Source organism: Vogesella sp. EB (genome assembly GCF_001037925.1).
Classification (GTDB): domain Bacteria; phylum Pseudomonadota; class Gammaproteobacteria; order Burkholderiales; family Chromobacteriaceae; genus Vogesella; species Vogesella indigofera.
Genome location: NZ_LFDT01000007.1, coordinates 1 through 27,000, shown reverse-complemented (window position 1 = coordinate 27,000; position 27,000 = coordinate 1). Strand labels below are relative to the sequence as shown.

Below are 27,000 nucleotides of genomic sequence, written 5' to 3'. Positions count from 1 at the left end.
TTGTCGTCTGATCAGGCCGCGAACAGCGCGCCTTCAATTGGCTTCACCACCACGTGTACACCCGGCACCTCAGCGTAGCGCTTGCGCTTGCTGACGTCGCAGACCTGCACGTCGTCGTGCCATACCACGCCGTTGATCGCGTCGAAGATCGCCTTCTCGACGTTGTCGATGTCCGGCTTCTTGGTCGGGTATACCTGGCCTTGCAGGGCTGCTGCCTGCTTCTTTTTGGACCAGCTGGCCGGTACCGGCAGCAGGATCACCAGCTCCACGTCGACAGGGCCGTCGATCAGGTTGCGGCCAACCATGGCTTCCTGCGCAGCCAGCGCGACCAGGTTCTCGTAGCTGGCGGTTTTCTCCGGCGTGTACATGCGGGCGAACTTGCCACCGCGGGTGGATACACGTGGCCGGCCCTTGCCGACCGGCGTACCCGGCACCTTGAATTTCACGACGTTACTCATGCGGCCTCCGAGCTGTCTTGCTTGTTCGGATTCGGCAGGAATTTCACCAGCGAGGCCGGAATCGGCTTGCGCGCATCCAACAGCGCTTCTGCCGCCATGCGGGCACCGTAGGCGCCGCCGGTGTAGTTGCCGGCGGCCACATCACGGGCGATCCGTTCCGCCCAGTCCACGCGCTTGGCGTTGCCTTGCGGGAAGCTCATGCTGCGCACGGTGCTGGTGACCGTGGCCATGTGCTTCCTGGCTGCTTGGCGGTCAAGCTCGGTGATGGCTACCGGCGGCAGGGCGGGCACGGTGTTGTGTGCTTGGGCGGAGTAGTCGCGCTGCACGCAGGCCTGGACGAACTCGTCACAGCTGGGCGGGAACTTGAACTTGATCGACAGGCCGTGCTCGATGTCAGCCATCGACAGACCGGCCAGCTCATTGGCCCACACGTCCATGGTCTCCAGCAGGCCGGCGTCCTTGCCTGCGAACGGGCCATCTTCGACGCGGACACCGCTGCGGAATTTGTCCACGAAGGCAGTGCCGAAGCGGCCGCGCAGAACGCGGAAGATGTTGGCCACGGTGGCCTGGCTAATCGGCGATTTGTGCATGGGTCTTTCCTCCGGTCAGGTACTGGCTGCCAACGCCCAGCGTGTCGCAGGCTGCGGCGGTGGCATCTTGGCGGGTGTTGCCAGAGCGGGCAGCAGCCTGCGCCCTGGCGTTCGTGACCTTGTCGCGGTCAGCGTTGAACTGCTGCTGGTCCAGCAGCCACTTGCGAAACTGTGCCTGCCAAGCTTGCAGGTCGCGGCGTACCTCGCTGCGGGACTGGTAGTGCGCAGTGAAGCGTTCGACCTCCAGCGTCAGTACCAGGCCAAGGGTGTTGGCGGTGGCTGCAGCTTTGCGGCAGGGCTCGAAATCGTCTGGCACCAGGATGCCAACCGGGCCATCTGGGTTGTGCGTGTGCCGCTCACCCACGAAGTCACCGCTAGGTGACGTAGTGGGTTTAGGTGAAGGTGATGGTGATGGTGATGGGCATTGATCAAGCTCTGCTTGAGGTGTGCTTGTAGCATTGCTTGGAGCATTGCTTTTGCTATCCTTACCCCATCGTGCAGCAGCTGCTTTCTTGGCTCGTTCCTCATGCTTGGTAGCATTCGCTGCAGCTGCTACCAGCTCGCTATCGATCCGCTTGTGGCGCCACTCTCCAGCCTCGATATGGAACAGCCGAGCCATGACTGCACGGTGCTTCTTCCACTGCGGCATGGTCAGCCGGGTGATGTTGGCCAGCGCGCCGTCGTCGTCCGGCAGCGCGCCGTTGCGCCAGTAGTCCATGATCAGCAGCAGGTAGGCACCGTGCTGCTCGGTGGTCAGCCGCGTCGTATCCGCCAGGTAATCGGCGATGTAGAGCGGCATCCAGACGTTGGTCTTCTTGCTCATGCCGCCCCCTGCACCGAAAGTGCCATTGCCACCGGCCGCACCCAGATCGGCGTGGCCGACAGAACGAAGGTTTCGCCAGACCAGGCCAGCAGCAGGGTGGTGCCCATCACCTCGGCAATAGCGGTGGCCGCTTCGGGTGGCACCATGTTGCCGATGCGCTCACGCCAGTCGCTGTCGCTCAGACCATCCAGCTCCAGGTACTCTTCTGGCTCGATGAGGCTTTGCAGCGCGGCAAGCTCCAGCGTGGTAAATGGCCGGTGCCAAGTGCCATCCAGCGAGCGGATAACGCACTGCAGCTTCTCGTTCGGCTCTGGCATGCGCGGGTCGGCTACGCTCCAGCGGCCGTTGTCGTGGCCGGCGGCAGCCGAAACCGCACCGCTTGTTTGATCCCAACCCAGTACGCCGTAATGGCCGCCGGTCAGGTAGTGATCGCCGCGTTCGCGACGATTCAGTCCGGTACGCGGATCCGCTACCGACAGCCAGCCGCCTTGCACTCCCTTGCCGCCGGCGATCACCGTATTCGACGGCTCGGCCCAATCCATCACCGCGAGGTTGCCCCCGTGACGATTCCAGCCCGGGCGGGGGTCTGCGACTGCTTGTCCGCCTGAGCTCGGGCCGTGACCGCCCGTGACGGTGCCAGCGGCTTGGTCAAAGCTGACGACACGGAACACGTTGTTGTGACGCACCTTCTCTGCACGTGGATCGGCGACCGAATACTTGCCTCCACCTGGCGCCGACTGGCTGCTGCTTGCGCCGGAGTGGCTGGACCAGGGCAACACGCCGTACTGGCTGTACTCGGCCATGTGGGTGCGTGGGTCAGCGATGGAGAATGCACCATTGGAAGGGCCGCTGCGGCCGGCAATCGTGCCAGCCGGCTCGTGCCAGCCGTTCACGCCGAGGTAGCCGGATCGGTACTCTGGTACCAGCAGGTAATCGCGCAGCTGACCATCCTCGACGGCCAGCCGGTTCAGGCTGCGCCAGTCGCCGCCAGCCTCGACAAAGGCGAGCCGCACCCAAGTCTTCCACTGCAGCGAGGGCACGCGGTGCATGGGGCCGCAGGAAAGGTCGCCAGGCATCGGCATGCGGCCGAGCACGGTGCCGACAGCCTCAAGGCGCTTTTTCTCCGGTTCGTACAGGAACGGAGCGACCTTCTCGATGTGTCGGGCAACCAGCAGGAAGCGCTTGCGGCTTTGTGCCAAGCCTCCGATCTCGCCGCAGTCGTGTGTAGTCTCGGCCACGGCGTAGCCGTAGGCGCGCAACAGGCCGCCAATCTGGTCCAGCAGGTGCCGGCCGCGGTTGGCGATGCGTGGCACGTTCTCGAACACGATCAGCTCGGCCGGATCGTCGGCATAGGCCTCTAGGGCGAGCCAGATCCCGCGCAGGGTCAGGCGATTCAGCGCCTGGTACTTGGCAGTTTTGCTGCGCGATTCATTCAGCAGGCCACTGAAACCCTTGCAGGGGGCGGACAGAAACCAGATGTGCGGGCTTTCATTGCCCATGGCGCGGCGGATGTCGGCCGGCGTGGCCTCTCTCCAGTCTGCTGGCGGTTCCTTGCCGTGGAAGTCGATGTACTGCGAGCGGTCAAACAGGTCCATGACGGTACCTGGCACACCGACGATGCGGTCGAAGTCGCGGATGGCAGCCGCGTCGACGTCGATACCACCGAGGCAGCGAAAGCGTGCTTGCAGGTTACCGACACGCGGCTGCGCCTTGTTGAAGCCCTTGGCGCCACCGCCGAGGCCGCAGAACAGGTGGCCATGACGAATTTCTCGGATCTCCATGCTCACCCCTCCACCTGCTGCAACAGCCCGGCTGTCACCGACAGCAGATCACGCAGCTCCTTGGCGATCCGCTTGCGCTCGGACGGGCTCAGCTGCTCACCCCATTCGCTTTCCGGATGCTCGGATTCGTTGATCTGCTGGCCGACGTCGCCACACTCCTTGGCCAGGTGGCAGAAGTCGCGGGACAGCTCGCGCAGGGAAGGTTGGCCGCAGGGCAGGGCGACAGTCACGCGGCCCACCAGCGCCGCCAGTGCGTCGGCAATGGCCGGGTTCTGCGTGCGATCGGTGATCTCTGCGGCCTCTTCCAGCGTCAGCTGATTGGTGTCGCAGTTCGGGTTCAGCTTGTTGGCGAAGATCGTCGGGTTCTTGTGCATCGCCAGTGCCAGCCCGGCGATACCGTTGTGGTAGCCCTTGGCGATGGCCTGGGCGGATGCAGTGATGTGGCTGTAGGGGTTTTGGCTCATGAGTGGACGCCTTTCGTTATGCAGATGCGGTATCGAGAACGGTGTAGCCTGAACTCATGCAGCCTTATTCAGCTCTGGCCACAGCTGCAGCCAGTCGTCAGGGCGCAGCTCTTGGCGCGTTACGGCGCCACCAGTGCCTTTTTCAATAAGGACACATCGCGCCGGCGGGATGGGGCGCTCACCTTTTAGCCACTGCTGGATAACTGGGGGCTTCACGCCTGCAAGCTTTGCAAGCGCGGCCTTGCTGCCGGCGATTTTCCAGGCACGGTCAAGTGCAGAATTAGTCATTTCGGGCATTCCATGTCTGTAATGCCCACACTATAAGTCAATGGCTAACAATAATGCAAGCTATTGGCTAATGTGGCATGTGATAGTGATAATTAGCCAATGCATAACGGTGAACGATTGGGCCAGGCACTAGCCGAGGCCATCAGAATGAAAGGCGTCAGTAAAGCTGACGTCGCGCGAGCTTTTGGCGTGAAGCCGCCATCAGTGCAGGGATGGCTGAAGACTGGCCGCATCAGCAAGACGCATATCGACAGCCTAATTTCCTACTTCTCGGACGTTGTTGGTCCAGATCACTGGGGAATCGGCCGTGGCGGCGATTCCTTTCAATCTGCACTCGGCCCAGCCATCACCACCCCACAGCGCCCCGTGGTGGTCGTGGAGTCCGACGATGACATCCAGCACGAAGTCTTTGCCATCCCGCGCTACCGGGTGAAAGCGTCGGCCGGCAGCGGTGAGCCCGTGTTCGAGATCGACACTGAGGGCACGCCGAACTACTGCCGCAGCGGTTGGGCGATGAAGAACGGCTTCAAGCCGGACAGCCTGTTCTCGATCGTGGCCGCCGGCGACAGCATGGAGCCGACGATCCCGGACGGCGCCAGCCTGATCGTGCACCGCACGTCAGAGATCGCCAACGGCAAGGTGCACGTGATCTGCCGCGGCACGCAATGCTACGTGAAGCGGCTATTCGCGCAGATGGACGGGTCGGTGTTGGTGCGATCGGACAACCAGGACGTCTACAAGGATCTGACCGTGTCGCCGGAGGATCCGGATGCACTACATGTGGTGGGGCTGGTGGTGTCGGTGAGTTTTAATTTGTGAAGTAAGCCAGTTAATGGCTTGCTTGTAGTTGTGCGTGGCAACAATGTAATCAATCGTTGCGATTGAAACTATAAATTTGTGACCTTTAGATCACGTGATATGCTGACAGTCGAACACTACCTTCAAGAAAACGGCGCAGACCCATTTGCTAATTGGCTTATGGGTCTGGACAAGAAGACAATGGCTAGAATCGTTCAGCGCATTGACCGGTTCAAGCTGGGAAATCTTGGTGATCACAAGCACACGAGAGAAGGTGTGTTCGAAGCAAGACTAGACTTTGGTCCAGGGTATCGTCTCTACTTTTTGCGAGACGGCAGCAAGATCATTGTCCTGCTATGTGGCGGAGACAAAGGCACCCAAGACCGAGACATAGATCGCGCGGTTGATTTCTTGCGCGACTATCACTCCAGGAGAGAACCATGACCAGCCGTAGCCATGATGAGTGGCTTCGCGAACAACTGGCGAGCGACCATGAGTTTATGGTCGAGTATCTGCAAGCTGCCTTTGAGGAAAGCGACACTGAAGATGAGCTTCTTCTTGCCCTTCGCGCTGTTGTTGAGGCGAAAGGCATCAGCAAGGTAGCCAAAACGTCAGGTGTAAAGCGAGAAAGCCTTTCACGAGCTCTAAGCCCCGGTGGAAACCCTACCCTGCACACGTTGGCAGGAGTATTCAAAACACTTGGTTTGAAAATTTCTGTTCATGATGCACAAGGAAATGATCACGACCATCCGATCATGGCCTGATAGAGAAACCCGCCCCGGCGGGTTTTTTTACGCCCCGACATCACTACGCAAAAGTCATATAATGCAGGTTTCCCACTTGCAGCACAGACACCCACCATGAAGCTGATCCCTTTCCTGATGGCCCTCCTTGCGGCCAACGTTGCCATGGCCGCTGATATTTCCTGCCGGGTCGTCGGCGTTTCCGACGGCGACACGGTCACCTGCCTGACGTCCGAGAAGAAGCAGATCAAGGTCCGCCTCGCGCAGATCGACGCGCCGGAGAAAAATCAACCGTTCGGCGAGCGGTCGAAACAAGCACTGTCAGCGATGGTGTATGGCAAGCAGGTGACTCTGCAGCCGGAGACGACCGACAAGTACGGCCGCACCGTAGCGCGGGTGGCGGTGGGCGGTGTGGACGCCAATCTCGTCCAGGTGAAGGCCGGCATGGCTTGGGTCTACACCCAGTACGCGCGTGAGCAGTCCTATTTCGCTGCCGAAAAGCAGGCGCGCGCCAACCGCGCCGGGTTGTGGACAGACCCGAATCCGATCGAACCGAGCAAGTGGCGCCACGGCGGCGCTACGGCGAAGGCCGCGGTGCCGCAGGATCCGATTATCAAGGCGGCCAACAAGCAGCAGGGTGGCAAGTACAGCTGCAGTGGCAAGACGGTTTGCCGCCAGATGACTAGCTGTGACGAGGCGTACTTCTACCTGAAGCAGTGCGGGCTTGGCCGGCTGGATGGTGACAAGGACGGGATTCCTTGCGAGTCGATTTGTGGTGGATAGAAGCTATTTCTCGGGGAGGTTTAGCGGTATGAAAAAGATGGTATTGGCAGGGATGGTGGTCGTGGCGATGACTGGGTGCGCGACCATGGGTGGGCTTAGTGGCGGGCGGTACTACCAGATGGTTAGCCCGCTGAATGATACGGTACTCTTGCAGGTAGACATGGCAAGTGAGCGTGGCTGCAACTTTATGGTTGCGAATGTTGATGCGGAGTACAAGTCGTTTGCTCGGTGCTCAAGGCAGAGTGTCGCTGAGACGCTTGCATGGAGAGCGGTTACATACAACCCAGTTTTGGCGTCTACTTTCGTAATGGATGCCATATCTGAGGAGGCGTGCCAGAGTGCAATCGCCGGCATGTTGCGCACTGCAGCTGAAGAGAAGTCCGGGGCAAAGGTTGTGATGCAGTGCACACGGAAGTAATGGCAGGAGTCTCCGTCAAGATGAATGACCTATGAAGCTAATGATAGTGAGCTAGGCATGGAATATGATAATGGTGTTGTGTTTGGCGCCCTGCTGATGGCTACGTTCCTCAGCCTGTTGGTCGCTATGGCACTGAACTTTGTTGCAATGAAGATCAGAGTAATTCCCTTGTGGTCCAGATCGGTCATTGCGCTGCTGCTATCTCTGGCAGGGTGTGGGTTTGTCGCATATCGGATGCCTTACCCTAGCAACCTCTACTTTCTTGCCGGCATGTCGGTCCTACCGCTGGTCTCAATGCTTGCCTACTACAGGCATGCCTCGCTTCCTGCGAGTGGGTTTAGGAGAGTAGGGGCGGCCATTGCTGTGATTGCATTTTGGATTGGTGCACAGTACACCTTCGAGGATTATGGAAACCCAACCCACATGTGGGCAGCTACTGCTTTTATCGTCGCGATGTGGTCCTCAGCCATAACGATTCGCTGGATTTATCGGGGGTTTAAGCCCCAGCCCTGAAATGCTTGCCGCAATAAAAACCCGCTTCGGCGGGTTTTTTGTTGTCCACGCAACACCCTGTAAGCCTTTACCTCTCTTTGTTGGCCCCTGTTAGGCAACGACTTTCATAAAAGTTAGTCATTGGCTATTGACGAAAAGAAAGGCAATGCCTAATATTCGCCTAACAGCACAGCAACACCGTGCACGATCTTAAACAACCCACGAATACGGAACCGTTCACCGGCGCAGCGCTGCAGGCAAGCAGACTGCGATTGAGCGGCAACCGTCAGCACACAACCCGGATACGGCCAGCGGTGCTGCGCGATGAAGCGGAGGGTGGCAAGCGGGAGGGCTCGGGGAGCCAAGACGTAGGGGAAGGGTAGGGGTGTTGATGGCGTAGCACCGGGCTTCAGATCGAGGCCCAACACCGAAGCGCATCGCCCAAGAAGTGCAGTGCGTTTCGGTGTAGGACACAGGCGAGAGCGGCCTGAACCAACGGCTTGCACGACTGGCCGCCGTAAGCGGCCAACCTTTTCTCCTCGATGTTGTGTCTTGCCCCGCCATGTGCGGGGCTTCTTTTTTCTGGAGGCAGCTATGTCACTCAAATCGTGCCCGCCGTGCACCGGCGACTGCAATCAGGGGCGTAGCTGTCCAGCTCGTCAGCCTGTAGCCCGCATCATTCTGCACCCCGCCTGCGCCAGCAGCCCGGATGCAATCGAGGCCGTAGAGAAAGCCACCGGCCTAGTGGCCATGCGCGATCGCCGCCGTCCCGTGGTTCGCCTGGTGCCGGCCCTGCGCTTGGTCAAGGGTGGCGGCCAAGCAGTCAAGGTGAGTGCGTGATGAAGGCCTTAGTGATGTCGGTCGTGCGCAGCCTGTTGGCGCTGACCATTTTCTTTGTCGTGATGGGCATCGCCCAAGCCGTGGAGCAATTGCCATGAATACCGCAACGACCCCATGCCCCGTCGTCGCCAGCCTTGGCCAGTACCTGGCCGCACAGGGCCGCGACGAGTGCCTGATCCTTGCCATCGAGGCCGAAGCCGACCTGCTGCTGGAAGACGAGAAGCGCCGCGCCCAGCTGGCGGACAGCTTCGTGGAAAGCCTGCACGACGCCGGCAGCGAAGCGCTGCTGGCCGAGTTCCACGCCTTCGTCGGCAAGCAGCTTCTCCGCGCCGCGTTTGACCACGATCCGGTGGTCAGCGCGCTGTATCCCAACCTGGCCAAGGCCGCCCGTGAGTGGGTTGATCTGGTCGCCGAAGTCCAAGTGAAGAAAGAGGCAGCATGACAGCTGCCGAACAGCAACCCGACCAGGCCGCCACCGTGCGGCTTTTTTCATGGAGTAAAACATGAGCACCGCACTTACCACGCTGACCAGCCAGCTGTCCCAGCGCTTCAAATTGGATGGCGGCGAAGAACTGCTGACCACATTGAAACAGACCGCATTCAAGGGGCAGGTCACCGATGCGCAAATGACCGCACTGCTGATCGTAGCCAACCAGTTTGGCCTGAATCCCTGGACCAAGGAGATCTACGCCTTCCCTGACAAGAACGGCGGAATTGTGCCGGTGGTGGGGGTGGACGGCTGGGCACGCATCATCAACGAGCATCCCCAGTTTGACGGCATGGACTTTGAAATGGATGGCGAGCAGAGCTGCACCTGCGTCATCTACCGCAAGGACCGCACCCGCCCGATCCGCATCACCGAGTACATGGCCGAGTGCAAGAAGACCGGCGGCGGCCCGTGGCAGTCGCACCCGCGCCGGATGCTGCGCCACAAGGCCATGATCCAGTGCGCCCGCATGGCCTTCGGCTTTGGCGGCATCAGCGACGAGGACGACGCCGAGCGCATCCGCGAAAAGGACATCACGCCACAGGCCGAGGTGGTGCCCAAGGCGCTGGAGCCGTATCCGGCTGACAAGTTCGAAGAGAACTTCGAGCAGTGGAAGAGCCTGATCGAAAGCGGGCGCCGCTCAGCAGACGACGTCATCGCCAAGATCAAATCCCGCAACACCATGACCGACGAACAAGAAACCCGCCTGCGTGCATGCGGCGGCGAGGAAGGGAAGACCTATGAAAACGCTTGACCTGGTACAGGGCTCGCCGGAATGGCTGGCCACTCGCGCCAAATACTTCACCGCCAGCGAGGCCGCGGCCATGCTGGGCGTCAGCAAGTACACCACTCGCACCGAGCTGCTGCGTGCGAAAGCCAGCGGTGTGGCTGAAGAGGTCGATGCAGCCAAGCAGCGCCTGTTTGATGCCGGCCATGAAGCCGAAGCACAGGCCCGCCCACTGATTGAAGAGCTGATTGGCGAAGACCTTTACCCGGCCACCGGCGTGCAGGAGGTGGAAGGCCTGCCGCTGCTGGCCAGTTTCGACGGCATCACCATGCTGGAAGACGTGATCTGGGAAAACAAGCTGTGGAACGAGAGCCTGGCCGCCACCGTGAAGGCGAACGACCTTGAGCCGCACTACTGGGCGCAGCTGGAGCAACAGCTGCTGGTATCTGGCGCCAAGCGTGCGTACTTCACCACCTCGGACGGTACGGAAGGCAAGACGCTGGGTTGCTGGTATGAGTCGGTACCGGAGCGCCGTGACCAGCTGCTGGCAGGCTGGAAGCAGTTCGCTCAGGATCTGGCCGAGTACAAGCCAGATGCCGAACAACCTGCCAACCTGACCGGCAAGGCGCCCGAGACCCTGCCGGCGCTGCGCATCGAGGTCACCGGCATGGTGACGGCCTCCAACCTGTCCGAGTTCAAGGAAACGGCGCTGACGGCTATCCGCAGCGTGAACCGCACGCTGGAGACTGACCAGGACTTTGCCGACGCCGAGCAGTCGGTGAAGTGGTGCGGCGAGGTGGAGGCGCGTCTGGCCGCAGCCAAGGAACACGCACTGAGCCAGACCACCAGCATCGACCAGCTGTTCAAGGCTATCGACGACATCAGCGCCGAGGCGCGCAAGGTGCGGCTGGATCTGGAAAAGCTGGTGAAACAGCGCAAGGACGCCATCCGCGACAGCATCATCCTGGACGCCAAGCAGCAGCTGACAGCGCACGTGGTCAGCCTGAACGCCACCATCGGCAAGGCCTACATGCCGGCGATGGCCGGCGACTTTGCCGGCGCAATCAAGGGTAAGCGCACGCTGGCCAGCCTGCGCGATGCGGCTGGCACCGAGCTGGCGCGGTTGAAGGTGGAGGCCAATGCCATCGCCGACAAGCTGGCGGCCAACCTTAAAACATTGCGCACCCTAGCTGCAGGCCACCTGTTCCTGTTCGCCGACGAGGCGCTGATCGTGTACAAGTCGCCAGACGATCTGGCCCTGCTGATCAAGTCGCGCCTTGATGCTCACCAGCAGGCCGAGCGTGAGCGTGAAGAACGCGAACGCCAGCAGCGTGAGGCGATGGAAGCTGCCACAGCCGCCGCGGCTGCGGCCAAGGCTGCACAACCTGCTACGCCTGCAGTACCTGCAGCTTCTGTGCTGGAAGAGGCGGCGCCGGATCTATTCGCCCAGCCGCCCGTTGCGGCCAACCAGGAAGACGCAGCGCCGCGCGGTGCCCCGACCCTGCGCCTGGGCATGATCAACGAGCGCTTGGGCTTCAGCGTGTCGGTACAGCTGCTGGCCAGCTTGGGCTTCGCCGCCACGCAGGAAGGCGCGGCGCGGCTGTTCCACGAAGACGACTTCATTCCAATCTGCCGGGCGCTGGTGGCACATATCCGCACAGTGGCCACCGGCGAGCAGCAGAAGGCGGCGTGACCCATGGCCGGCCCGATCGATAGTCGGCCGGCCAGCGAGCGCTACACGCAGAAGCGACTGGAAAAGCTGCTGGCCGACGCCGAACTCAACGCGACCCGCGACTGGGATCGCAATTTCATCACCGACATGCAGAGCCGCTACAAATCGTACGGCATGGGCATTCACATCAGCACGCTACAGAAACACCATCTGGAGCGGATTGCAGCTATCGAGGAGTAGAGCAGATGTCCTCTTTTGAATACCGAGGCCAAGCAGAAATCAAACACTTCAACGCTCGCAAGGAAGGTCCGGACGAGGAAAAAACCCTCGCTTTGGACCTCAAATTAACGGCGAAAACCGGAAGTGCGGCTCTGAGCTTCTTTGACGATGGGCTCGAAGGGTTCCTGTTCTTGCCCGATACCGGTGCTGTCCGTAACCAGATGCTGGAACCGCTTAAGTACAAGCACGAGGTGCAGGACTGCGAGCTGGATATTGCCGGTTGCCGTTTCCATGGCGTCCGTGTCAGCAAGTTCCAGATCGAGCCGGTGGATGGCTTCCAGATCCAGCTGACGTGGCAGTGCAGCTTCCAGCCCAGCAAGGACGAATGCGCCGTTCTGGCCGAGCTGCTGCAGGAAGAGGTCGAGGTGCACGTGGTGGCCCAGCCGGACCTGTTCGGTGGTGATCAGCAATCCAGCCGTGTGTCGCGCACCTCGTCAGCGGCAACCGGTGACGATGGCCAGGGTGACCCGTTGTTCCACGATGCCTGCCAGGCCGTGATGCAAACGGGCAGGGCATCTATCTCCTCAATCCAACGCCATCTGCGCATCGGCTACAACCGCGCGGCACGGCTGATCGAGGGTATGGAGCAGATTGGCATCGTGTCACCGATGGACATCCGCGGTGGCCGCACGGTGCTGCTGGCATCGTAATCGACTAGGACACCGACCATGCCCAGCCAGCTCGACCTGTTCACCGCAGACGACGCGCCGGCCCTGCCGCTGGCACGCCTGAGCAACAACCCCAACGCCTACCACCCCGCAGACTGCCACTGGATACGCGCTGAACCCATGCCGGGCTATGTCCTGCGGCTTGGCTTTGCCCGTGACACCGACGGCTGGCACATGGCCGCTGGCTACCACTTCCCGGACGTCGGTAGCATCGGCCCGGTGTTCGTCCGGTCGAATGCCTACCCAGTCTACGGCGACGCCAGACGGGCAGGACTGGAACGGTTGCGGCTGATGGTGAATGGGTTGCAGCTGGCCAGAACAATCTCACCAGACAAGGCCAAGCGGATCCGCGAAGCCATCGACAACATTACCCAGGCCGCCCAGTGCGGCCTTTCTCTTGTGAAGGACGCAGCATGAAAAACATCACCAAAATCATCCCTATTCATCCTGTGGTGGCCGAACTGCTGGCTGGCCAGAGCCGCCAGATTGAAGCCCTGCAGTATGAGTGTGGCTGTTTGAGAGTGTCCGCCGATGCTCTGGAAGAGCGCGTAGACCTGACCGAACAACAGCTCGCCGCGGCTGACGCGCGCATCCGCGAACTCGAAGCCGCTCTGGTGCTGGCCAATCTGCCGGCCGGCAGCCGCGACAACGTGATCCAGATGGTGCGGGAGGCAGCATGAGCGACCAGACCCAACACGGCGCGCAGGCGGTGAACCAGCAGCTACTGATGGAAGTGGTGACCCTACTGGAGAGCCACCAGAAATGGATAAATAAGCTCCCAGTTCCGACGGCTGGCGCGACGCACCAGATGATGCACATTGTTGGCAAGGCAATCGACATGCTGAACGGCATGAAGACTGCCGCAACAACGCCAAAGCGCATCATGCAGGAAGGCGAAATTAACGATGAATGGCACGCGCATGGCGGAAAGGCTACCGGCAAGGGAACATGCCTTGTTATCGGAAAGCAGGAATACCACAAGCTGCGCCGCGCCATCGCCGGTGAGGCATCACCCAGCCCAGCCACCGACCTTGAGCTGACGCTAACCGCCGAGAACCAGAAGCGGCTGGAGGTGGAGCAGCAGCGCGACCAGCTGTTGGCAGCGCTGGAGAAGGCTGTTGGCCGGCAGGCATACAAGGCTGGTACTGGACCGGACTGGTGGGAGCAAGGGCGCGCAGCCATCGCCGAGGCGAAAGGCGGTGCCGCATGATCCCCGCCTACATGGAATACGCCGACCACCACATCACGCCACGCCGCGTGCCACTGTGCGAAGCGTGCAACGGACACGGGATGATTGGTGGTCTGCTGCCAGCCGGCGGCGGCTACGAGTCCGGAACCTGCGGTGAGTGCGGCGGTACCGGCTCGTGCTACCCGGACGATCTGGTTGAGAGCGACGGGGGTGAACCATGAACACCGCCCGTCTCGGTCCCAACCAACGCCGCGCGCTGCAGCTGCTCCAGCAGGCGCCGGCCGGCCTGACCCGCACCGAGCTGCAGGCCCAGCTCGGCATTACCGACCTACGCTCCATGCAACACCTGCTGAAGGCACTGCGTGAGCGCCAGCTGATTCACATCGCCGCTTGGCGCTACGAGTCCGCCGGCGTCAGCTGTCCAGCCTGCCGCGTGTTCGTGCACGACCCGGGCAAGGACGCGGCCAAGCCGGCCACGCTGGGTCGCGAGGTCTGCCGCCAGCGGCACCGCAACAAGGTTGGCCGCAAGCTCTACAACCGCGTCACGGAAGCTCGCAAGCGTGGCGCCGTGCGTCTGGTGCTGGGCGGTGTCACCGTCTGGCAGCGGGGAGTCGGCTTCACCAAGAACGACACTGCAAGCCTGAGTTAGAGAGGATGGTTTGGCTGAGGCCAGACTGAAGAATGAAGCAAGCATGGCCGCCTGATGATGGCCTTTTTTACGTGGAGCACATACCAATGACTGAAGACCGCATTCTGACCATCCAAGAGGTGGCCACACGGACAAGCCTGTCCATCCCTACTATCTACCGCCGGATCAAGGCGGGTGAGTTCCCGAAGCAGATGAGCCTTGGCCTGAATCGTGTTGGCTGGCTGGAATCCAAAGTGGTGGAGTGGATCAACGAAAGGCAGCAGAAAGCAGCCTGATCGGGTATCGGCTTGGGTATCGCGCCTCATGATTTTCGCACTGTTTGTGGTAAGGTACTGGTGCTCAGAATTTCAGGACGGCGCGATTGTTGCTTGTCGATTCCAGCCAGCCCAGCAGTAAAAATATCGGGTATCAAAGCGGGTATCAAAATAGCGCATAAAGAAGCGACGCCCTTTAAAATCAAAGGTTTAATGCCATTATGCTATTAATGATCGACAACTACGACTCCTTCACCTACAACCTCGTGCAGTACTTCGGCGAGCTGGGACAGGAAGTCAAGGTCTTCCGCAACGATGAAATCACGCTGGAAGAAATCGAGGCGCTGGCGCCGCAGTACCTGGTGCTGTCGCCCGGCCCGTGCACGCCGAACGAAGCCGGCATCTCGGTGCCGGCCATCCACCACTTCGCCGGCAAGCTGCCGATCATGGGCGTCTGCCTCGGCCACCAGAGCATTGGCCAGGCCTTTGGCGGCAAGATCATTCACGCCAAGCAGCTGATGCACGGCAAGGTGTCGCCGGTGTCGCACCACGATATCGGCATGTTCCGCGACATTCCCAACCCGGTGACCTGCACCCGTTACCATTCGCTGGTGATCGAGCGCGAGTCGCTGCCGGAGTGCCTGGAGATCACCGCCTGGACCGATGATGGCGAGATCATGGGCGTGCGCCACAAGACGCTGCCGATCGAGGGTGTGCAGTTCCACCCCGAGTCCATCCTCACCCAGCACGGCCACCGGATGCTGGACAACTTCCTGAAAGAATTCGCCTAAACCGCACAGCGCCGCAGACGCCGGAGATAAAGAAGATGATCACACCGCAGGCCGCCCTCAATCGCCTGATCGACCAGAACGAACTGTTCCACGATGAAATGCTGGACCTGATGCGCCAGATCATGCGCGGCGAAGTGCCGCCGACGCTGATCGCCGCCATCCTGATCGGCCTGCGCGTGAAAACGGAAAGCGTGTCGGAAATCGCCGCCGCGGCACAGGTGATGCGCGAGTTCGCCACCCGTGTGCCGGTGAGCGACACCACGCGGCTGGTGGATACCTGTGGTACCGGCGGTGACAAGAGCCACACCTTCAACATCTCCACCACCGCCGCCTTCGTGTCGGCGGCGGCCGGCGCCCGCGTCGCCAAGCACGGCGGCCGTTCGGTGTCGTCCAGCTCCGGCAGCGCCGACGTGCTGGAGGCGCTCGGCGTCAACCTCAACCTCAGCCCGGAGCAGGTCGGCCGCTGCATCGACGACATCGGCGTCGGCTTCATGTTCGCGCCCAATTACCACAGCGCGATGAAGTACGTGGCGCCGGTGCGGCGCGAGCTGGCAGTACGCACCATCTTCAATATCCTCGGCCCGCTGACCAACCCGGCCGGCGCCCCCAACCAGGTGATGGGCGTGTTCCACCCCGATCTGGTCGGTATCCAGGCGCGCGTGCTGCGCGAGCTGGGCAGCCGCCACGTGATGATCGTGCACGGCGAAGACGGCCTCGACGAGATCACCCTGTCCGGCTATACCAGCATCGCCGAGCTGAAGGACGGCGCCATCCGCGAATACCGCATCGACCCGGCCGATTTCGGCATCGCCCACGCGCCACTGGCCGCGCTGCGCGCCGACAGCGCCGAGCAGTCGAAAACCATGCTGCTGGCCGTGCTCGACGGCCAGTCCGGCCCGACGCGCGACATCGTGCTGCTCAATGCCGCGGCGGCGATCTACACCGCTGGCATTACGGCCAGCCTCGCCGATGGCGTGGCGCTGGCTCGCAGCGTGATCGACAGCGGCGCGGCGCGCGCCAAGCTGGACGCGCTGGTACAGCTGAGCCAGTCGCTATAATGAACTTCCCGGCCGCCGGCAGCGCGCCGGCGGTTGCGGCCAACCTTCTACTCCTGATCGGGTTTGAGCAATGACCATCTCTCCCTCCATTTTCAAGGCCTATGACATCCGCGGCATCGTCGGCGACACCCTCACCGCCGACGCCGCCCGCCTGATCGGCCGCGCCATCGGCTCTGAAGCGCGCGAACGCAAGGTCGGCACCATCTGCGTCGGCCGTGATGGCCGCCTGTCCGGCGCCGAGCTATGCCATGCGCTGTCCGACGGCATCCGCGCCGCCGGCGTCGACGTGATCGACGTTGGCCGCGTCGCCACGCCGATGCTGTACTTCGCCGCCTACCAGCTGGAAACCTTCTCCGGCGTGATGGTCACCGGCAGCCACAACCCGCCGGACTACAACGGCTTCAAGATGATGCTGGACGGCGACACCCTCGCCGGCGACTGGATCCAGAAGCTGTACCAGCGCATCGTCGACAACGACTTTGCCGACGGCCACGGCGGCTACAGCACGCACGACATCGTCGACGCCTACCTCGATCGCATCACCGGCGACATCAAGCTGGCGCGGCCGATGAAGGTGGTGGTCGACTGCGGCAACGGCGTGGCCGGCGATTTCGCGCCGGAGCTGTTCCGCGGTCTCGGCTGCGAGGTGCACAAGCTGTTCTGCGAGGTGGATGGCACTTTCCCCAACCACCACCCCGATCCGGCCAAGCCGGAAAACCTGCAGGACGTGATCCGCGCGCTGCGTGACACCGACGCCGAGATCGGCCTCGCCTTCGACGGCGACGGCGACCGTCTGGGCGTGGTCACCAAGGACGGCAGCATCATCTGGCCCGACCGCCAGCTGATCCTGTTCGCGCAGGACGTGCTGTCGCGACAGCCGGGCAGCAAGATCATCTACGACGTGAAGTGCACCCGCCTGCTGGCGCCGGCGATCACCGCCGCCGGTGGCGTGCCGATGATCAACCGCACCGGCCACAGCTTCATGAAGGCGGCGCTGAAAGCCAACCCGGACGCCGGCCTCGCCGGCGAGATGTCCGGCCACGTGTTCTTCAAGGAGCGCTGGTACGGTTTTGACGACGGCCTGTACGCCGGCGCGCGCCTGCTGGAAATCCTGTCCAAGGTCGCCGATCCGTCGGCAGTGCTCAATGCGCTGCCCAACGCGCTGTCGACGCCGGAGCTGAACCTGAAGACCGCGGAAGGCGAGAACCATGCGCTGATCGCACGCCTGCAGCAGACGGCACAGTTCGACGGCGCCGAGGACATCATCACCATCGACGGCCTGCGCGTGGAATACGCCGACGGCTTCGGCCTGATGCGCGCCTCCAACACCACTCCGGTGATCGTGCTGCGTTTCGAGGCCGACAACCAGGCGGCGCTGGAGCGCATCCAGAACGACTTCCGCCGCGTGCTGGCCAAGGAAACCAGCGCAGCGCTGCCGTTCTGAGCGATAATCGCCGCCAGTTGACCGCCACGATGGCGGTCTGATCAGACCAAGGTTGGCCGCGGCCAACCTTTCGCATTATCAAGGCGGCACGACGCGCTCGTGCCGCCGGCTTTTTAAAGGGAATGCCATGTACGCCGAAGCTGCCAGCACTTTTCAAACCGTCCGCGACCTGCTGCGCTTTGCCGTGTCGCGCTTTACCGATGCCGGGCTGACCTACGGCCACGGCACCAGCAATGCCTACGACGAGGCGGCCTACCTGATCCTGTCGACGCTGAAGCTGCCGATCGATCGCCTGGAACCCTTCCTCGACGCCCAGCTGCTGCCACGCGAGGTGCAGCAGGTGGTGGCGATGATCGAACGCCGCGCCGAAGAGCGGGTGCCGGTGGCCTATCTCACCAACGAGGCATGGCAGGGCGAGTTCAACTTCTACGTCGACGAGCGCGTGATCGTGCCGCGCTCCTTCATCTTCGAGCTGCTGGGCGAGCAGCTGGAGCCGTGGATCGAACACCCGGAACTGGTACACCGCGCGCTGGACCTGTGCACCGGTTCCGGCTGCCTGGCAATCCAGCTGGCGCACCACTATCCGGACGCCGACATCGACGCCGTCGACATCTCGCTGGACGCGCTGGAAGTGGCCAGCATCAACGTGCAGAACTACGGTCTGGAAGACCGCATCCAGCTGATCCACAGCGACCTGGTGGAAGGCTTGGAAGAGCCGTACGACCTGATCATCTCCAACCCGCCGTATGTCGACGCCGAATCGGTGGACGCGCTGCCGGCGGAATACCTGCACGAGCCGGAACTGGCGCTGGGCTCCGGTGAAGACGGGCTGGATGCCACCCACGTCATCCTGCAGAACGCGGCGCGCCTGCTCAATCCGCAGGGTGTGCTGCTGGTCGAGATCGGCCACAACCGCGACGTGCTGGAAGCGGCCTACCCGAGCCTGCCGTTCATGTGGATGGAAACGCAAAGCGGTGACGGTTTCGTGTTCCTGCTGACGCGCGAAGACCTGGTCGCCGCCGGGCTGGGCGATCCGCTGAACGACGCCGACTTCGGCGACCTGGTGATCGAGGACGAAGACATCTGAACGCTGCCGGCTTGCGGCCAACGTTGGCCGCAAGGCTGAGCGCACGAAAAAGGCAGCCCGTGGACGGGCTGCCTTTTTTTTGTGGCGGCGGGTAGGGGCAGGGGCTTAGTTGCTGCCCTGCAGCCCGTACTTCTTCACCTTGTCGAACAGCGTGGTCTTCGGGGTGCCCAGCGCGGCGCTGGCCTGGGTCAGGTTGCCGCCGTGGCGGCGCAGCGCCTCCACGACCAGGCTCTTTTCATAGGCCTCCACACACTCGGCGAGGCTGGGCGAGTTGTGGCCGTCGCCGCTGTCCTTGAACGCAGGCAGCCCCAGCGCGTAGCGTTCGGCGACGTTGCGCAGCTCGCGCACGTTACCGGGCCAGTCGTGCGCCATCAGCCGCGACAGCGTCTTGCGGTCCACTTCCAGCGGCTCGCGGTCGAAGCGCAGCGCCGCCTGCTGCAAGAAGCACTCGAACAGCAGCGGAATGTCCTCGCGCCGTTCGCGCAGCGGCGGGATTTCCAGTGTCACCACGTTGAGGCGGTAGTAGAAGTCGGCGCGGAACTTGCCCTGTTGCGACAGCTCGCCCAGGTCTTCCTTGGTGGCGGCGATCAGGCGGCAGTCGACATCGACCATCTGGTTGCTGCCGAGGCGTTCCAGCTTGTGTTCCTGCAGCACGCGCAGCAGCTTGATCTGCAGGTTGATCGGCATGGTCTCGACTTCGTCGAGGAACAGCGTGCCCTTGTGCGCGTGCTCGATCTTGCCGATGCGGCGCTTGCCGGCGCCGGTGAAGGCGTTGGCCTCGTGGCCGAAGATTTCGCTCTCGAACAGGTGTTCCGGCAGGCCGCCGCAGTTGATCGCCACGTAGTTGTGCTGCTGGCGGCGGCTGAATTCGTGCAGGCAGCTGGCAACCAGCTCCTTGCCGGTGCCGGTCTCGCCGTTGATCAGCACGTTGGCGCCGGTGTCGGCGACGTTGAGGATCAGCTCGCGCAGCTGGCACATCGCGGCGGAGCGGCCGATCAGGCGCTGTTCCAGCGTCTGCTTGCCGTCCAGCTGGCGGCGCAGGCTTTCCACCTCCAGGCTCAGCCGGCGCTGCTCCAGCGCGCGGCGGGCGACCTCCACCAGCCGCTCCGGCGAGAACGGTTTTTCCATGAAATCGTAGGCGCCGTCCTTCATCGCCTGCACCGCCATGCTGACGTCGCCGTGGCCGGTGATCAGCACCACCGGCAGGCTGCGGTCCTGCGCCTTCAGCTGTTGCATCAGGGTCAGGCCGTCGATGCCGGGCAGGCGGATGTCGCTGATCACGATGCCGGGGAACTGGCCGTCGATCAGCGGCAGCGCGGCTTCGGCGCTGGCGACGCCGGTGACCGGGATGTCTTCCAGCGTCAGCGCCTGCTGGCAGCCGAGCAGGACATGGGGATCGTCTTCTACGATCAGGACGCGCAATGCTTCAGACATGATGGAGTTCCTGTTCCGGGCACAGCGGCAATTGCAGCACGAAGGCGGCGCCTTGTGGCAGCGGCTGTGCCTGCAGTGTCCCGTTGGCCGCCGCGGCGAGGCTGGCGGACAGGGTCAGCCCCAGTCCCAGCCCGCTGCCCTGCGGCTTGGTGGTGAAAAAGGGTTCGAACAGATGCTGGCGCACCTGCTCCGGCAGGCCGCCGCCGTTGTCGGCCACGGTCAGCTGGTAGCGGCCGCCGTCGCGCTGGCCGCTCAGCCGCACGCAGGCGGCGGGCACGCCTTGCAGCGCGTCCAGCGCGTTACCGATCAGGTTGACCAGGATCTGCTCCAGCCGCGTCTGGTCGATGGCCAGCAGCACGTCGTCGAATTCGCGCTGCACCGTGACCGGGTGGCGCGACAGCCGCGGCTGCAGCAGGAACAGCGCAGCGTCGACCGCGGTTTCCAGTCGCGCCTGGCCATCGGCGTGTTCGGAGCGGCGCGCGAAGGAGCGCAGCGAGCCGGTGATCTTGCCCATGCGCTCCACCAGCTCGCCGATGGTCTTGAGGTTGGCCGCAGCGGTGTCGTAGGCGCCGCGGGCGAGGAATTTGACGGTGTTGCCGGACAGCGTGCGCAGCGCCGCCAGCGGCTGGTTCAGCTCGTGGGCGATGCTGGTCGACATCTGGCCGATCACCGCCAGCTTGCCGGCCTGGATCAGCTCGTTCTGCGCCTTGCGCAGCGTCTGCTCTGCCAGTTCGCGCTCGCGGATTTCGGCCAGCAGGCGCTCGTTGCTGGCGGACAGGTCGGCGGTACGCTCTTCGATGCGGCGTTCCAGCTCGCTGTTGGCCGCCTGCAGCGCCTCGCGCGCCGACAGGCGGGTGGCGATCACCTTGCGCCGCTCGTTCCACGCGATCAGCAGCAGCGTCAGCACCGCGACGATGGTGGCCGCCAGCATCGCGTGCGTCCACGCCGCCGCCTTCACCGCCGCCAGCGGGCTGAGCAGGGTCAGCTGCCAGCGGGTGTCGTTGAGGGTGCGCGACTGCGCCAGGAACAGGCGGCCTTCCGGCGCGGCGACGTCGGGGTCGGACAGCTCCCAGCGGTCCAGCCCCGGCGACAGCGTGCGCCGCGATTTCAGCTGCAGCAGCGGCAGTGACGCCCAGTGGTATTGCAGGCTCTGCGCCAGCTGGTTGCGCCGCTCCTGCGACAGCGGGTGGATCACGTTCAGTCGCCAGCGCGGCTTGGAGGCAAGGATGATGACGCCGTTTTCATCGGCGATGAACACGTCGGCGCCGGCCTTGCGCCAGCCGGCCTCCAGCTGGCCGAGACGGACCTTGACCACCGCCACGCCGGCGATGCGGCCGTTGACGCGCAGCGGGCTGGACAGGTAGTAGCCGGCCTCGCCGATGGTGCTGCCGATGCCGTAGAAGCGGCCGGGGCGGCCGGCCATGGCGTCGGTGTAGTAGGGGCGGAACGACAGGTCTTCGCCGACATAGCTGTCGCTGCGGCGCCAGTTGCTGGACGCCAGCACGCGGCCGCCGCTGTCCAGCACGTAGACCGCCAGCGTGCCGCTGCGCTCGTTCATCGCCGCCAGGTAGCGGTTGACCTCCAGCTGGTGGCTGGCGTCCGGCGACTGCAGCAGCTGCAGCGTCACCGGGTTGAGCTGCAGCAGGCCGGGCAGCCACACGAAGCGTTCGATCTCGCTTTCCACGCCGCGGGTGTGCAGCTCCAGCTGGCGGTTGCCCTGCTCGCGCAGGGCGTCGATGCCGTGCTGCACCGAAAACTGGTAGGTCAGCGTACTGCACAGCAGCACCAGCCCCAGCAACAGGCAGCTCAGGAACAGCGGTTTGCGGATACGGACAGACATGGCGGAAAAAAGCGTTGCGGCCAACATGGGATGACAGGATTCCGGTTCTAACACAGGCCATGGCCGGCGTCAGCAAAATTGCGGCACGGCGGGGTGCCATTTTTGTTGCACCCCGCGCTTAACATGGCGCGCCAGGCGCACCGTTGCGGTGTTCCTGCCTTGCACTATTCGTGCCAGTGACAAGCGGCTGCGATAACAAGCACTTGCCGCCGCCGGTCATCGCAAAACCGAACCGCTGCCGCGGCGGCATCCGGAAATCCGTACGCCATGCCGTCCGGAAAGCCATCGTCAAGCCGGCGGCCAGGCGGTAATATTCACGGGTTGGCCAGCCGCAGGGCTGGCCGATGACCTGTCGTCACACCATTGCGGCGAGTTTGCGCCGCATCCGGGACTTGGAGATAACATAAACATGTTTGGCAACAGCAAGAAAAAGATCGCCGCACTGGAAGAACGCCTCGCCACCCTGGATCAGGAGCGCGCGACACTGCAGCAGCAACTGGAGCAGGCGCGCCAGGCGCTGGGCAACTGCGAACAACTGAGCCGCGAAAACGAGCTCGCCCAGCAAAAGCGCCACAGCTACCGCCAGCCGTTCGGGCAGTTCTGTGACGGTGTCGCGCAGCTGCGCGGCAGCTTCAGCAAGCTGGCCGAGGACATGGAAGGCTGCTTCAGCCTGGCCACCGACACCGCGGCCGGCCTCGACCACACCCGCAACGTGGTCGACACCCTCGCCAACAGCTTCAGCGACATCGCCAACGCGCAGCAGCTGACCGCGCGGCAGATGGACACCCTCAACAGCAAGACCGGCGAAATCCGCCAGTTCGTGCAGCTGATCAAGGACGTGGCCGACCAGACCAACCTGCTGGCGCTGAACGCGGCGATCGAGGCGGCGCGCGCCGGCGAGCAGGGCCGCGGCTTTGCCGTGGTGGCCGACGAAGTGCGCAAGCTGGCGGAGCGCACCTCGCAGGCGACCAACGAAATCGCCAGCCTGGTGGGCGACGTGGAGAAGGCGTCCAGCGACACCAAGCAGCAGGTCAGCGAGGCGGCGGAGCAGGCGGAGAAGTATCGCCACACCGGCGAGGAAATCGCGGTGGCGATCAAGAAACTGGTCGACGGCAGCGAGCAGATGGCGAAGGCGATCACCGCCGGCACCAACGCCAGCTTCATGGAAGTAGTGAAGCTGGATCACGTCGTCTACAAGATGGAGATCTACAAGGCTTTCATCGGCTACCACACCCTGGACGCCGGCCAGCTGTCCGGCCACACCCACTGCCGTCTCGGCAAGTGGTACTACGAGGGCCGCGGCCATCAGCAATGCCGCGACCAGACCAGCTACGGCCAGCTGGAAGCACCGCACGCACGGGTGCACGAAAGCGGCAAGGCGGCACTGCAGGCGTTCTACGCCGCCGACTACAGCGCGGCATCGCAGGCGCTGGCGACCATGGAACAGTCGTCCGAAGAGGTGATGGGCCTGCTGGACCGGCTGGTGCACCTCAGCCACTAAGCGCCGCTAAGCCATAGCTGGGCAGTCAGGCAAACAGGGCATGGTGATCACCATGCCCTGTTTTCATTGGTGTTGCCGGTCGTGCTTGCGGCCAACCTTGATGCCGCTCAGTGGCCGGCGTCGACCACTACCACCCCGGCCGCCGCTTTCGGCGGCCGCGACAGCCAGACCAGCCCGGTCAGCAGCAGGAACAGTACCGTGGCCAGCCAGAACACCTCGTTGGCACCGATGAACAGCCCCTGGCGGCTGATGTCACCCGCGATCACCGCCGCTGCCTGCTCGGCGCTCAGCCCGGCCTGCTGCATCGCCGCCAGCGTGTCACGGGTGGCGCTGTCATACAGGCTGACGTGTTCGGTCAGCTGGGTATGGTGCAAGCCTTCGCGGTGTTCCCACTGCCAGGTGGTCAGCGAGGCGCCGATGGAGCCGGCCAGCGTGCGCATGAAGTTGGACAGGCTGGAAGCGCTGGCCAGCTGTTGCGGCTTCATGTTGGACAGGGTGATGGTGGTCAGCGGCATGAAGAAGCCGGCGATGGCAAAACCCTGCACGAACTGCGGCCACGCCACGCTGGCGAAATCCATGGCCGGATTGAAGGTGCTGTAGCGCCAGTAAAAACACGCGGCAAACATCAGGAAGCTGAAGGTCACCACCCAGCGCATGTCCAGCTTGTGCGCGTTCTTGCCGATCAGCGGCGACAGCAGCACCGGCAGGATGCCGATCGGTGCGGTGGCGAGGCCGGCTTCGGTGGCGGTGTAGCCCATCTGCGTCTGCATCAGCAGCGGCATCAGCACGATGGCGCCGAAGTACAGCATGAAACCGACGCTGACCGAGATCACCCCGACGCTGAAATTGCGGTCGCGGAACAGCGACAGGTCGATCACCGGGTGCTGGTCGGTCAGCTCCCACACCACCAGGTAGGACAGCGCCAGCAGCGCGATGATGCCGTACAGCACGATCTCGCCGGAGTGGAACCAGTCCAGCTCCTTGCCGCGGTCCAGCATCATCTGCAGGCAGCCGACGCCGAGTACCAGCAGGATCAGCCCCACCTTGTCGATCGGCAGCTGCAGGATGGTGGTTTCGCGATGGCGCAGCTCGCGCCAGGCCAGCGCGGCGGCGGCGGCGCCGATCGGGATGTTGATGTAGAAGATCCAGCTCCAGTGCCAGTTGTCCGACAGCCAGCCGCCGAGGATGGGGCCGAAGATCGGCGCCACGATGATGGTCATCGTCCACAGCGCCATGGCGATGGCGCGCTTGTCCGGCGGATAGCTCTGCAGCAGCAGGCTTTGCGACAGCGGGATCATCGGCCCCGCCAGCAGGCCCTGCAGCACGCGGAACAGGATCAGCAGTTCCAGGCTCGGCGCCAGGCCGCACAGCCACGAGCTGATCACGAAGCCGATGGTGGCCAGCAGGAACAGCCGCACCTCGCCGACGCGCTTGGCCAGCCAGCCGGTGATCGGCACCGAGATGGCATTGGCGACGCCGAAGGAGGTGATCACCCAGGTGCCCTGGCTGGTGGACGCGCCCAGATCACCGGCGATGGTGGGAATCGCCACGTTGGCGATGGTGGTGTCCAGCACCTGCATGAAGGTGGCCAGCGACAGCGCCAGGGTGACCAGCGTGCGCGAGCGTCCTTCCAGTGGGGGATGCGACATGATCACGCTCCCTTAGCGGCCAAGGTTGGCCGCAATGATTTTGGCCACCGCCTGGTCGGCCTGCGCCAGCTGGCGCTCGAACACGCTGGTGCTCAGCGCCGGATTGCGGCGGGCGGCGGTCAGCAGCGGGCCGTCCTGCTGGCTGGTGTCAACGCTGACCGACATCGACAGGCCGAGACGCAGCGGGTGCTGCTGCAGCTCCTGCGGCTGCAGCGCGATGCGTACCGGCACGCGCTGCACTACCTTGATCCAGTTGCCGGTGGCGTTCTGCGCCGGCAGCAGCGAGAACACGCTGCCGGTGCCGGCGGCGAGGCCGGCGACCGTGCCGTGATAGGTGACATCATCGCCGTACAGGTCGGCGTGCAGCTCGACCGGCTGGCCGATGCGCAGCTCGCGCAGCTGGCCTTCCTTGAAGTTGGCGTCGACCCAGGCGCTGTCCAGCGCCGCCACCGCCAGCAGCGGGGTACCGGGCTGGATGCGGGCGCCCGGCTGCGCGCTGCGGCGCGCGATCTGGCCGGCGACCGGGGCGCGGATCTCGGTGCGTGCCAGCGCCAGATAGCTCTCGCGCAACGCGGCGGCGGCGCGCGCCACCGCCGGTTGTTGCTCGGCGCTGTCGCTGAGCACCAGCGCGCGGCTGGCCTGCTGCTCTTCCTCGCCGACCTTCAGCGCGGCGCGGGCGGCGGTCAGTGCGATGCGGGGCACTGTTGGCCGCATCGCGGGCGTGCTGCAGTTCTTCACCGGCGATGGCCTGATCGCGGGCGGCGGCCTCGCGGCGCGCCAGATCGCCGCTGGCGCGGGCGACATCGGCCTCGGCACGGGCGACATCGGCCGCGCGCTGCGCCACCAGCGCGTCGGACTTGCCGCTGACCGAGATCAGCTGCCGCGTCTGGCGCACCGCCTGCGCCAGTTCGGCCGCGGCGCGGGCGTAGGCCAGCTGCGCGTCGTTGCGGTCCAGCGTCAGCAGCAGGTCGCCGGCCTTGACGCTCTGGGTGTCGTCGGCGTGGATGGCGACGATGCTGCCGGCCACCTGCGACGATACCGGGATCAGGTTGCCGGCGACGTAGGCGTCGTCGGTGGCCTGGTGGTGGCGCAGCGCAAGGAACCAGTAAGCACCGGCGGCGAGGCCGGCGATGGCCAGCGCCACGCTCAGGCGGGTGAGGGCGGTGCGGCGGGCGGTATTGGGGGCGGTAGTCGGGGTGGTGTTGTTCATTATCTTCTTGCTCCGGAATTCAGCGGGCGGCCGCCGGGGCGGTGCCCAGCGTGCGGATCAGGGCGGCCTGGCTTTGCAGGCGCTGGGTGTGCAGTTCGAGCGCGGCGAGGCGGGTCTGGGTCAGCTGGCGCTGCTCCGCCAGCAGGCTGGCGGGGGTGGCCAGACCGGCGCTGGCGCGGCTTTGCACCTTGGCGACGCTGTCGCGGCGGGCGAGCAGCGCCTGCTGCTTGGCGGCCTCGGCCTGGCGCAGTCGTGCCAGCTGACTGCTGTGGTCGGCGGTGTCGCGGATCGCGTTCAGCAGCGTCTGGTTGTAGCTGGCGATGGCGGCTTCCAGCTCGGCGCTGCGGCTGTCGAGGCGCGCGTTCAGCTCGCCGTTGCTGAACAGCGGCAGTGTCAGCGCCGGTGCCAGCCGCAGCACGCGTGCGCCGGGGCTGAACAGGTCGCCCAGCTCCTGCGCCGACAGCCCGGCCATCAGGTTGAGGCGGACATCGGGATAGAAGTCGGCACGCGCCGCGGCGACGTTGCCGCGGCTGGCCTCGACCCGTTCCCGCGCCGCCTGCACGTCGGCGCGCAGGCCCAGCTG

At 63.9% G+C, this 27,000-nt stretch carries 31 protein-coding genes and 2 pseudogenes; 21 read left to right on the top strand and 12 right to left on the bottom strand.

What is annotated here, in order from left to right:
* Positions 1-11 precede the first annotated feature (11 nt).
* The 6 genes from ACG97_RS05900 to ACG97_RS17160 are packed head-to-tail and all read right to left on the bottom strand — an operon-like array spanning position 12 to position 4,404.
* Positions 12-458: a RusA family crossover junction endodeoxyribonuclease gene (locus ACG97_RS05900; RefSeq protein WP_047966422.1), complete on the bottom strand. Its 447-nt coding sequence runs from the start codon at positions 456-458 to the stop codon at positions 12-14.
* Positions 455-1,048 carry a hypothetical protein gene (locus tag ACG97_RS05895; protein ID WP_047966421.1) on the bottom strand — a complete coding sequence of 198 codons (594 nt, stop codon included), beginning with the start codon at positions 1,046-1,048 and terminating at the stop codon, positions 455-457. Before ACG97_RS05895 ends, ACG97_RS05900 begins: the two co-directional genes overlap by 4 nt.
* The gene (locus ACG97_RS16895) at positions 1,029-1,871 is read right to left on the bottom strand and encodes a DUF1376 domain-containing protein (protein WP_053068082.1); all 843 of its coding nucleotides are present in this window, start codon (positions 1,869-1,871) and stop codon (positions 1,029-1,031) included. Before ACG97_RS16895 ends, ACG97_RS05895 begins: the two co-directional genes overlap by 20 nt.
* A complete protein-coding gene (locus ACG97_RS05885) occupies positions 1,868-3,652 on the bottom strand; it encodes a DNA cytosine methyltransferase (protein WP_047966420.1) in 1,785 nt (594 codons plus the stop codon). The genes ACG97_RS16895 and ACG97_RS05885 overlap by 4 nt, the downstream gene beginning before the upstream one ends.
* 2 nt (positions 3,653-3,654) lie before the next feature.
* Complete coding sequence (locus ACG97_RS16890) at positions 3,655-4,116, bottom strand: phage regulatory CII family protein (RefSeq protein ID WP_053068081.1); 462 nt, start codon at positions 4,114-4,116, stop codon at positions 3,655-3,657.
* A gap of 54 nt (positions 4,117-4,170) precedes the next feature.
* Positions 4,171-4,404, bottom strand: a complete 234-nt coding sequence (locus ACG97_RS17160; RefSeq protein WP_082133669.1) for a YdaS family helix-turn-helix protein — start codon at positions 4,402-4,404, stop codon at positions 4,171-4,173.
* Between the two features lie 147 nt (positions 4,405-4,551).
* Here ACG97_RS17160 and ACG97_RS17155 point away from each other — a divergent pair, with 147 nt between their 5' ends.
* From ACG97_RS17155 to prmB, 20 genes and pseudogenes are all read left to right on the top strand, one after another.
* A complete protein-coding gene (locus ACG97_RS17155) occupies positions 4,552-5,223 on the top strand; it encodes a S24 family peptidase (RefSeq protein WP_162199001.1) in 672 nt (223 codons plus the stop codon).
* Positions 5,224-5,322: 99 nt separating this feature from the next.
* Positions 5,323-5,646 carry a type II toxin-antitoxin system RelE/ParE family toxin gene (locus ACG97_RS05870; RefSeq protein WP_047966418.1) on the top strand — a complete coding sequence of 108 codons (324 nt, stop codon included), beginning with the start codon at positions 5,323-5,325 and terminating at the stop codon, positions 5,644-5,646.
* Positions 5,643-5,966: an addiction module antidote protein gene (locus tag ACG97_RS17150; protein WP_082133660.1), complete on the top strand. Its 324-nt coding sequence runs from the start codon at positions 5,643-5,645 to the stop codon at positions 5,964-5,966. Before ACG97_RS05870 ends, ACG97_RS17150 begins: the two co-directional genes overlap by 4 nt.
* A gap of 96 nt (positions 5,967-6,062) precedes the next feature.
* Positions 6,063-6,728 (top strand): thermonuclease family protein, encoded by a 666-nt coding sequence (locus ACG97_RS05865; RefSeq protein WP_047966417.1) that lies wholly within the window; start codon positions 6,063-6,065, stop codon positions 6,726-6,728.
* A gap of 442 nt (positions 6,729-7,170) precedes the next feature.
* Complete coding sequence (locus ACG97_RS05855) at positions 7,171-7,659, top strand: hypothetical protein (protein ID WP_047966415.1); 489 nt, start codon at positions 7,171-7,173, stop codon at positions 7,657-7,659.
* 913 nt (positions 7,660-8,572) lie between these two features.
* The gene (locus ACG97_RS05850; protein WP_047966414.1) at positions 8,573-8,920 is read left to right on the top strand and encodes a hypothetical protein; all 348 of its coding nucleotides are present in this window, start codon (positions 8,573-8,575) and stop codon (positions 8,918-8,920) included.
* A gap of 61 nt (positions 8,921-8,981) precedes the next feature.
* Positions 8,982-9,719 carry a phage recombination protein Bet gene (gene bet, locus ACG97_RS05845; protein ID WP_047966413.1) on the top strand — a complete coding sequence of 246 codons (738 nt, stop codon included), beginning with the start codon at positions 8,982-8,984 and terminating at the stop codon, positions 9,717-9,719.
* A complete protein-coding gene (locus ACG97_RS05840) occupies positions 9,706-11,385 on the top strand; it encodes a YqaJ viral recombinase family protein (RefSeq protein ID WP_047966412.1) in 1,680 nt (559 codons plus the stop codon). The genes bet and ACG97_RS05840 overlap by 14 nt, the downstream gene beginning before the upstream one ends.
* Before the next feature lie 3 nt (positions 11,386-11,388).
* Positions 11,389-11,604, top strand: coding sequence for a hypothetical protein (locus ACG97_RS05835; RefSeq protein ID WP_047966411.1), 216 nt, complete (start codon positions 11,389-11,391; stop codon positions 11,602-11,604).
* Between the two features lie 5 nt (positions 11,605-11,609).
* A complete protein-coding gene (locus ACG97_RS18200) occupies positions 11,610-12,293 on the top strand; it encodes a DNA translocase FtsK (protein WP_082133659.1) in 684 nt (227 codons plus the stop codon).
* Positions 12,294-12,311: 18 nt separating this feature from the next.
* A complete protein-coding gene (locus ACG97_RS05825) occupies positions 12,312-12,728 on the top strand; it encodes a hypothetical protein (protein WP_047966409.1) in 417 nt (138 codons plus the stop codon).
* Positions 12,725-12,991: a hypothetical protein gene (locus ACG97_RS05820; RefSeq protein WP_047966408.1), complete on the top strand. Its 267-nt coding sequence runs from the start codon at positions 12,725-12,727 to the stop codon at positions 12,989-12,991. Before ACG97_RS05825 ends, ACG97_RS05820 begins: the two co-directional genes overlap by 4 nt.
* Entirely contained in the window at positions 12,988-13,521 is a 534-nt protein-coding gene (locus tag ACG97_RS05815; RefSeq protein WP_047966407.1) for a hypothetical protein, read from the top strand. Before ACG97_RS05820 ends, ACG97_RS05815 begins: the two co-directional genes overlap by 4 nt.
* The gene (locus ACG97_RS17525) at positions 13,518-13,721 is read left to right on the top strand and encodes a hypothetical protein (protein ID WP_156167974.1); all 204 of its coding nucleotides are present in this window, start codon (positions 13,518-13,520) and stop codon (positions 13,719-13,721) included. The genes ACG97_RS05815 and ACG97_RS17525 overlap by 4 nt, the downstream gene beginning before the upstream one ends.
* On the top strand, positions 13,718-14,149 hold the full coding sequence (locus tag ACG97_RS05810; RefSeq protein ID WP_047966406.1) for a hypothetical protein: 432 nt from the start codon (positions 13,718-13,720) through the stop codon (positions 14,147-14,149). Before ACG97_RS17525 ends, ACG97_RS05810 begins: the two co-directional genes overlap by 4 nt.
* 86 nt (positions 14,150-14,235) lie before the next feature.
* On the top strand, positions 14,236-14,424 hold the full coding sequence (locus ACG97_RS05805; RefSeq protein WP_047966527.1) for an AlpA family transcriptional regulator: 189 nt from the start codon (positions 14,236-14,238) through the stop codon (positions 14,422-14,424).
* 200 nt (positions 14,425-14,624) lie between these two features.
* Positions 14,625-15,194 carry an aminodeoxychorismate/anthranilate synthase component II gene (locus tag ACG97_RS05800; protein WP_047966405.1) on the top strand — a complete coding sequence of 190 codons (570 nt, stop codon included), beginning with the start codon at positions 14,625-14,627 and terminating at the stop codon, positions 15,192-15,194.
* Positions 15,195-15,229: 35 nt separating this feature from the next.
* Complete coding sequence (trpD, locus tag ACG97_RS05795; RefSeq protein WP_047966404.1) at positions 15,230-16,252, top strand: anthranilate phosphoribosyltransferase; 1,023 nt, start codon at positions 15,230-15,232, stop codon at positions 16,250-16,252.
* 70 nt (positions 16,253-16,322) lie between these two features.
* Entirely contained in the window at positions 16,323-17,696 is a 1,374-nt protein-coding gene (locus ACG97_RS05790) for a phosphomannomutase/phosphoglucomutase (protein WP_047966403.1), read from the top strand.
* Positions 17,697-17,823: 127 nt separating this feature from the next.
* Positions 17,824-18,711: pseudogene (gene prmB / locus ACG97_RS05785) on the top strand (50S ribosomal protein L3 N(5)-glutamine methyltransferase); the annotation flags it as partial.
* A gap of 177 nt (positions 18,712-18,888) precedes the next feature.
* Here prmB and ACG97_RS05780 read toward each other — a convergent pair.
* Both ACG97_RS05780 and ACG97_RS05775 read right to left on the bottom strand, forming a co-directional pair.
* Positions 18,889-20,217, bottom strand: a complete 1,329-nt coding sequence (locus tag ACG97_RS05780; protein WP_047966401.1) for a sigma-54 dependent transcriptional regulator — start codon at positions 20,215-20,217, stop codon at positions 18,889-18,891.
* Positions 20,210-22,057 (bottom strand): ATP-binding protein, encoded by a 1,848-nt coding sequence (locus ACG97_RS05775; protein ID WP_156167973.1) that lies wholly within the window; start codon positions 22,055-22,057, stop codon positions 20,210-20,212. The genes ACG97_RS05780 and ACG97_RS05775 overlap by 8 nt, the downstream gene beginning before the upstream one ends.
* Positions 22,058-22,466: 409 nt before the next feature.
* On the opposite strand from ACG97_RS05775, the gene ACG97_RS18195 reads away from it, so the two are divergent.
* Positions 22,467-23,558 carry a methyl-accepting chemotaxis protein gene (locus tag ACG97_RS18195; protein ID WP_082133658.1) on the top strand — a complete coding sequence of 364 codons (1,092 nt, stop codon included), beginning with the start codon at positions 22,467-22,469 and terminating at the stop codon, positions 23,556-23,558.
* A 107-nt stretch (positions 23,559-23,665) separates the two neighbouring features.
* Here the strand turns inward: ACG97_RS18195 and ACG97_RS05765 are convergent, their stop codons facing one another.
* From ACG97_RS05765 to ACG97_RS05755, 4 genes and pseudogenes are all read right to left on the bottom strand, one after another.
* The gene (locus ACG97_RS05765; protein WP_047966398.1) at positions 23,666-25,207 is read right to left on the bottom strand and encodes a DHA2 family efflux MFS transporter permease subunit; all 1,542 of its coding nucleotides are present in this window, start codon (positions 25,205-25,207) and stop codon (positions 23,666-23,668) included.
* 12 nt (positions 25,208-25,219) lie between these two features.
* Complete coding sequence (locus tag ACG97_RS18010; RefSeq protein WP_238377266.1) at positions 25,220-25,909, bottom strand: HlyD family efflux transporter periplasmic adaptor subunit; 690 nt, start codon at positions 25,907-25,909, stop codon at positions 25,220-25,222.
* 259 nt (positions 25,910-26,168) lie between these two features.
* Positions 26,169-26,417: pseudogene (locus ACG97_RS18005) on the bottom strand (EmrA/EmrK family multidrug efflux transporter periplasmic adaptor subunit); the annotation flags it as partial.
* Positions 26,418-26,436: 19 nt separating this feature from the next.
* Positions 26,437-27,000, bottom strand: a 564-nt coding sequence (locus ACG97_RS05755; RefSeq protein WP_047966397.1) for a TolC family protein, incomplete at its 5' end; no start/stop codon positions are given.

Coding starts and splice junctions, on each gene's coding strand:
- ACG97_RS17160 (WP_082133669.1), bottom strand. CDS start 4,404: ATGACTAATTCTGCACTTGACCGTGCCTGGAAAATCGCCGGCAGCAAG.
- trpD (WP_047966404.1), top strand. CDS start 15,230: ATGATCACACCGCAGGCCGCCCTCAATCGCCTGATCGACCAGAACGAA.
- ACG97_RS16895 (WP_053068082.1), bottom strand. CDS start 1,871: ATGAGCAAGAAGACCAACGTCTGGATGCCGCTCTACATCGCCGATTAC.
- ACG97_RS05805 (WP_047966527.1), top strand. CDS start 14,236: ATGACTGAAGACCGCATTCTGACCATCCAAGAGGTGGCCACACGGACA.
- ACG97_RS16890 (WP_053068081.1), bottom strand. CDS start 4,116: ATGAGCCAAAACCCCTACAGCCACATCACTGCATCCGCCCAGGCCATC.
- ACG97_RS05810 (WP_047966406.1), top strand. CDS start 13,718: ATGAACACCGCCCGTCTCGGTCCCAACCAACGCCGCGCGCTGCAGCTG.
- ACG97_RS17150 (WP_082133660.1), top strand. CDS start 5,643: ATGACCAGCCGTAGCCATGATGAGTGGCTTCGCGAACAACTGGCGAGC.
- ACG97_RS05790 (WP_047966403.1), top strand. CDS start 16,323: ATGACCATCTCTCCCTCCATTTTCAAGGCCTATGACATCCGCGGCATC.
- ACG97_RS05835 (WP_047966411.1), top strand. CDS start 11,389: ATGGCCGGCCCGATCGATAGTCGGCCGGCCAGCGAGCGCTACACGCAG.
- bet (WP_047966413.1), top strand. CDS start 8,982: ATGAGCACCGCACTTACCACGCTGACCAGCCAGCTGTCCCAGCGCTTC.
- ACG97_RS05840 (WP_047966412.1), top strand. CDS start 9,706: ATGAAAACGCTTGACCTGGTACAGGGCTCGCCGGAATGGCTGGCCACT.
- ACG97_RS05870 (WP_047966418.1), top strand. CDS start 5,323: ATGCTGACAGTCGAACACTACCTTCAAGAAAACGGCGCAGACCCATTT.
- ACG97_RS05765 (WP_047966398.1), bottom strand. CDS start 25,207: ATGTCGCATCCCCCACTGGAAGGACGCTCGCGCACGCTGGTCACCCTG.
- ACG97_RS18195 (WP_082133658.1), top strand. CDS start 22,467: ATGTTTGGCAACAGCAAGAAAAAGATCGCCGCACTGGAAGAACGCCTC.
- ACG97_RS05820 (WP_047966408.1), top strand. CDS start 12,725: ATGAAAAACATCACCAAAATCATCCCTATTCATCCTGTGGTGGCCGAA.
- ACG97_RS18200 (WP_082133659.1), top strand. CDS start 11,610: ATGTCCTCTTTTGAATACCGAGGCCAAGCAGAAATCAAACACTTCAAC.
- ACG97_RS05780 (WP_047966401.1), bottom strand. CDS start 20,217: ATGTCTGAAGCATTGCGCGTCCTGATCGTAGAAGACGATCCCCATGTC.
- ACG97_RS05850 (WP_047966414.1), top strand. CDS start 8,573: ATGAATACCGCAACGACCCCATGCCCCGTCGTCGCCAGCCTTGGCCAG.
- ACG97_RS05775 (WP_156167973.1), bottom strand. CDS start 22,057: ATGTCTGTCCGTATCCGCAAACCGCTGTTCCTGAGCTGCCTGTTGCTG.
- ACG97_RS17155 (WP_162199001.1), top strand. CDS start 4,552: ATGAAAGGCGTCAGTAAAGCTGACGTCGCGCGAGCTTTTGGCGTGAAG.
- ACG97_RS05825 (WP_047966409.1), top strand. CDS start 12,312: ATGCCCAGCCAGCTCGACCTGTTCACCGCAGACGACGCGCCGGCCCTG.
- ACG97_RS05855 (WP_047966415.1), top strand. CDS start 7,171: ATGACCTATGAAGCTAATGATAGTGAGCTAGGCATGGAATATGATAAT.
- ACG97_RS05885 (WP_047966420.1), bottom strand. CDS start 3,652: ATGGAGATCCGAGAAATTCGTCATGGCCACCTGTTCTGCGGCCTCGGC.
- ACG97_RS05900 (WP_047966422.1), bottom strand. CDS start 458: ATGAGTAACGTCGTGAAATTCAAGGTGCCGGGTACGCCGGTCGGCAAG.
- ACG97_RS05865 (WP_047966417.1), top strand. CDS start 6,063: ATGAAGCTGATCCCTTTCCTGATGGCCCTCCTTGCGGCCAACGTTGCC.
- ACG97_RS05895 (WP_047966421.1), bottom strand. CDS start 1,048: ATGCACAAATCGCCGATTAGCCAGGCCACCGTGGCCAACATCTTCCGC.
- ACG97_RS17525 (WP_156167974.1), top strand. CDS start 13,518: ATGATCCCCGCCTACATGGAATACGCCGACCACCACATCACGCCACGC.
- ACG97_RS05815 (WP_047966407.1), top strand. CDS start 12,988: ATGAGCGACCAGACCCAACACGGCGCGCAGGCGGTGAACCAGCAGCTA.
- ACG97_RS05800 (WP_047966405.1), top strand. CDS start 14,625: ATGCTATTAATGATCGACAACTACGACTCCTTCACCTACAACCTCGTG.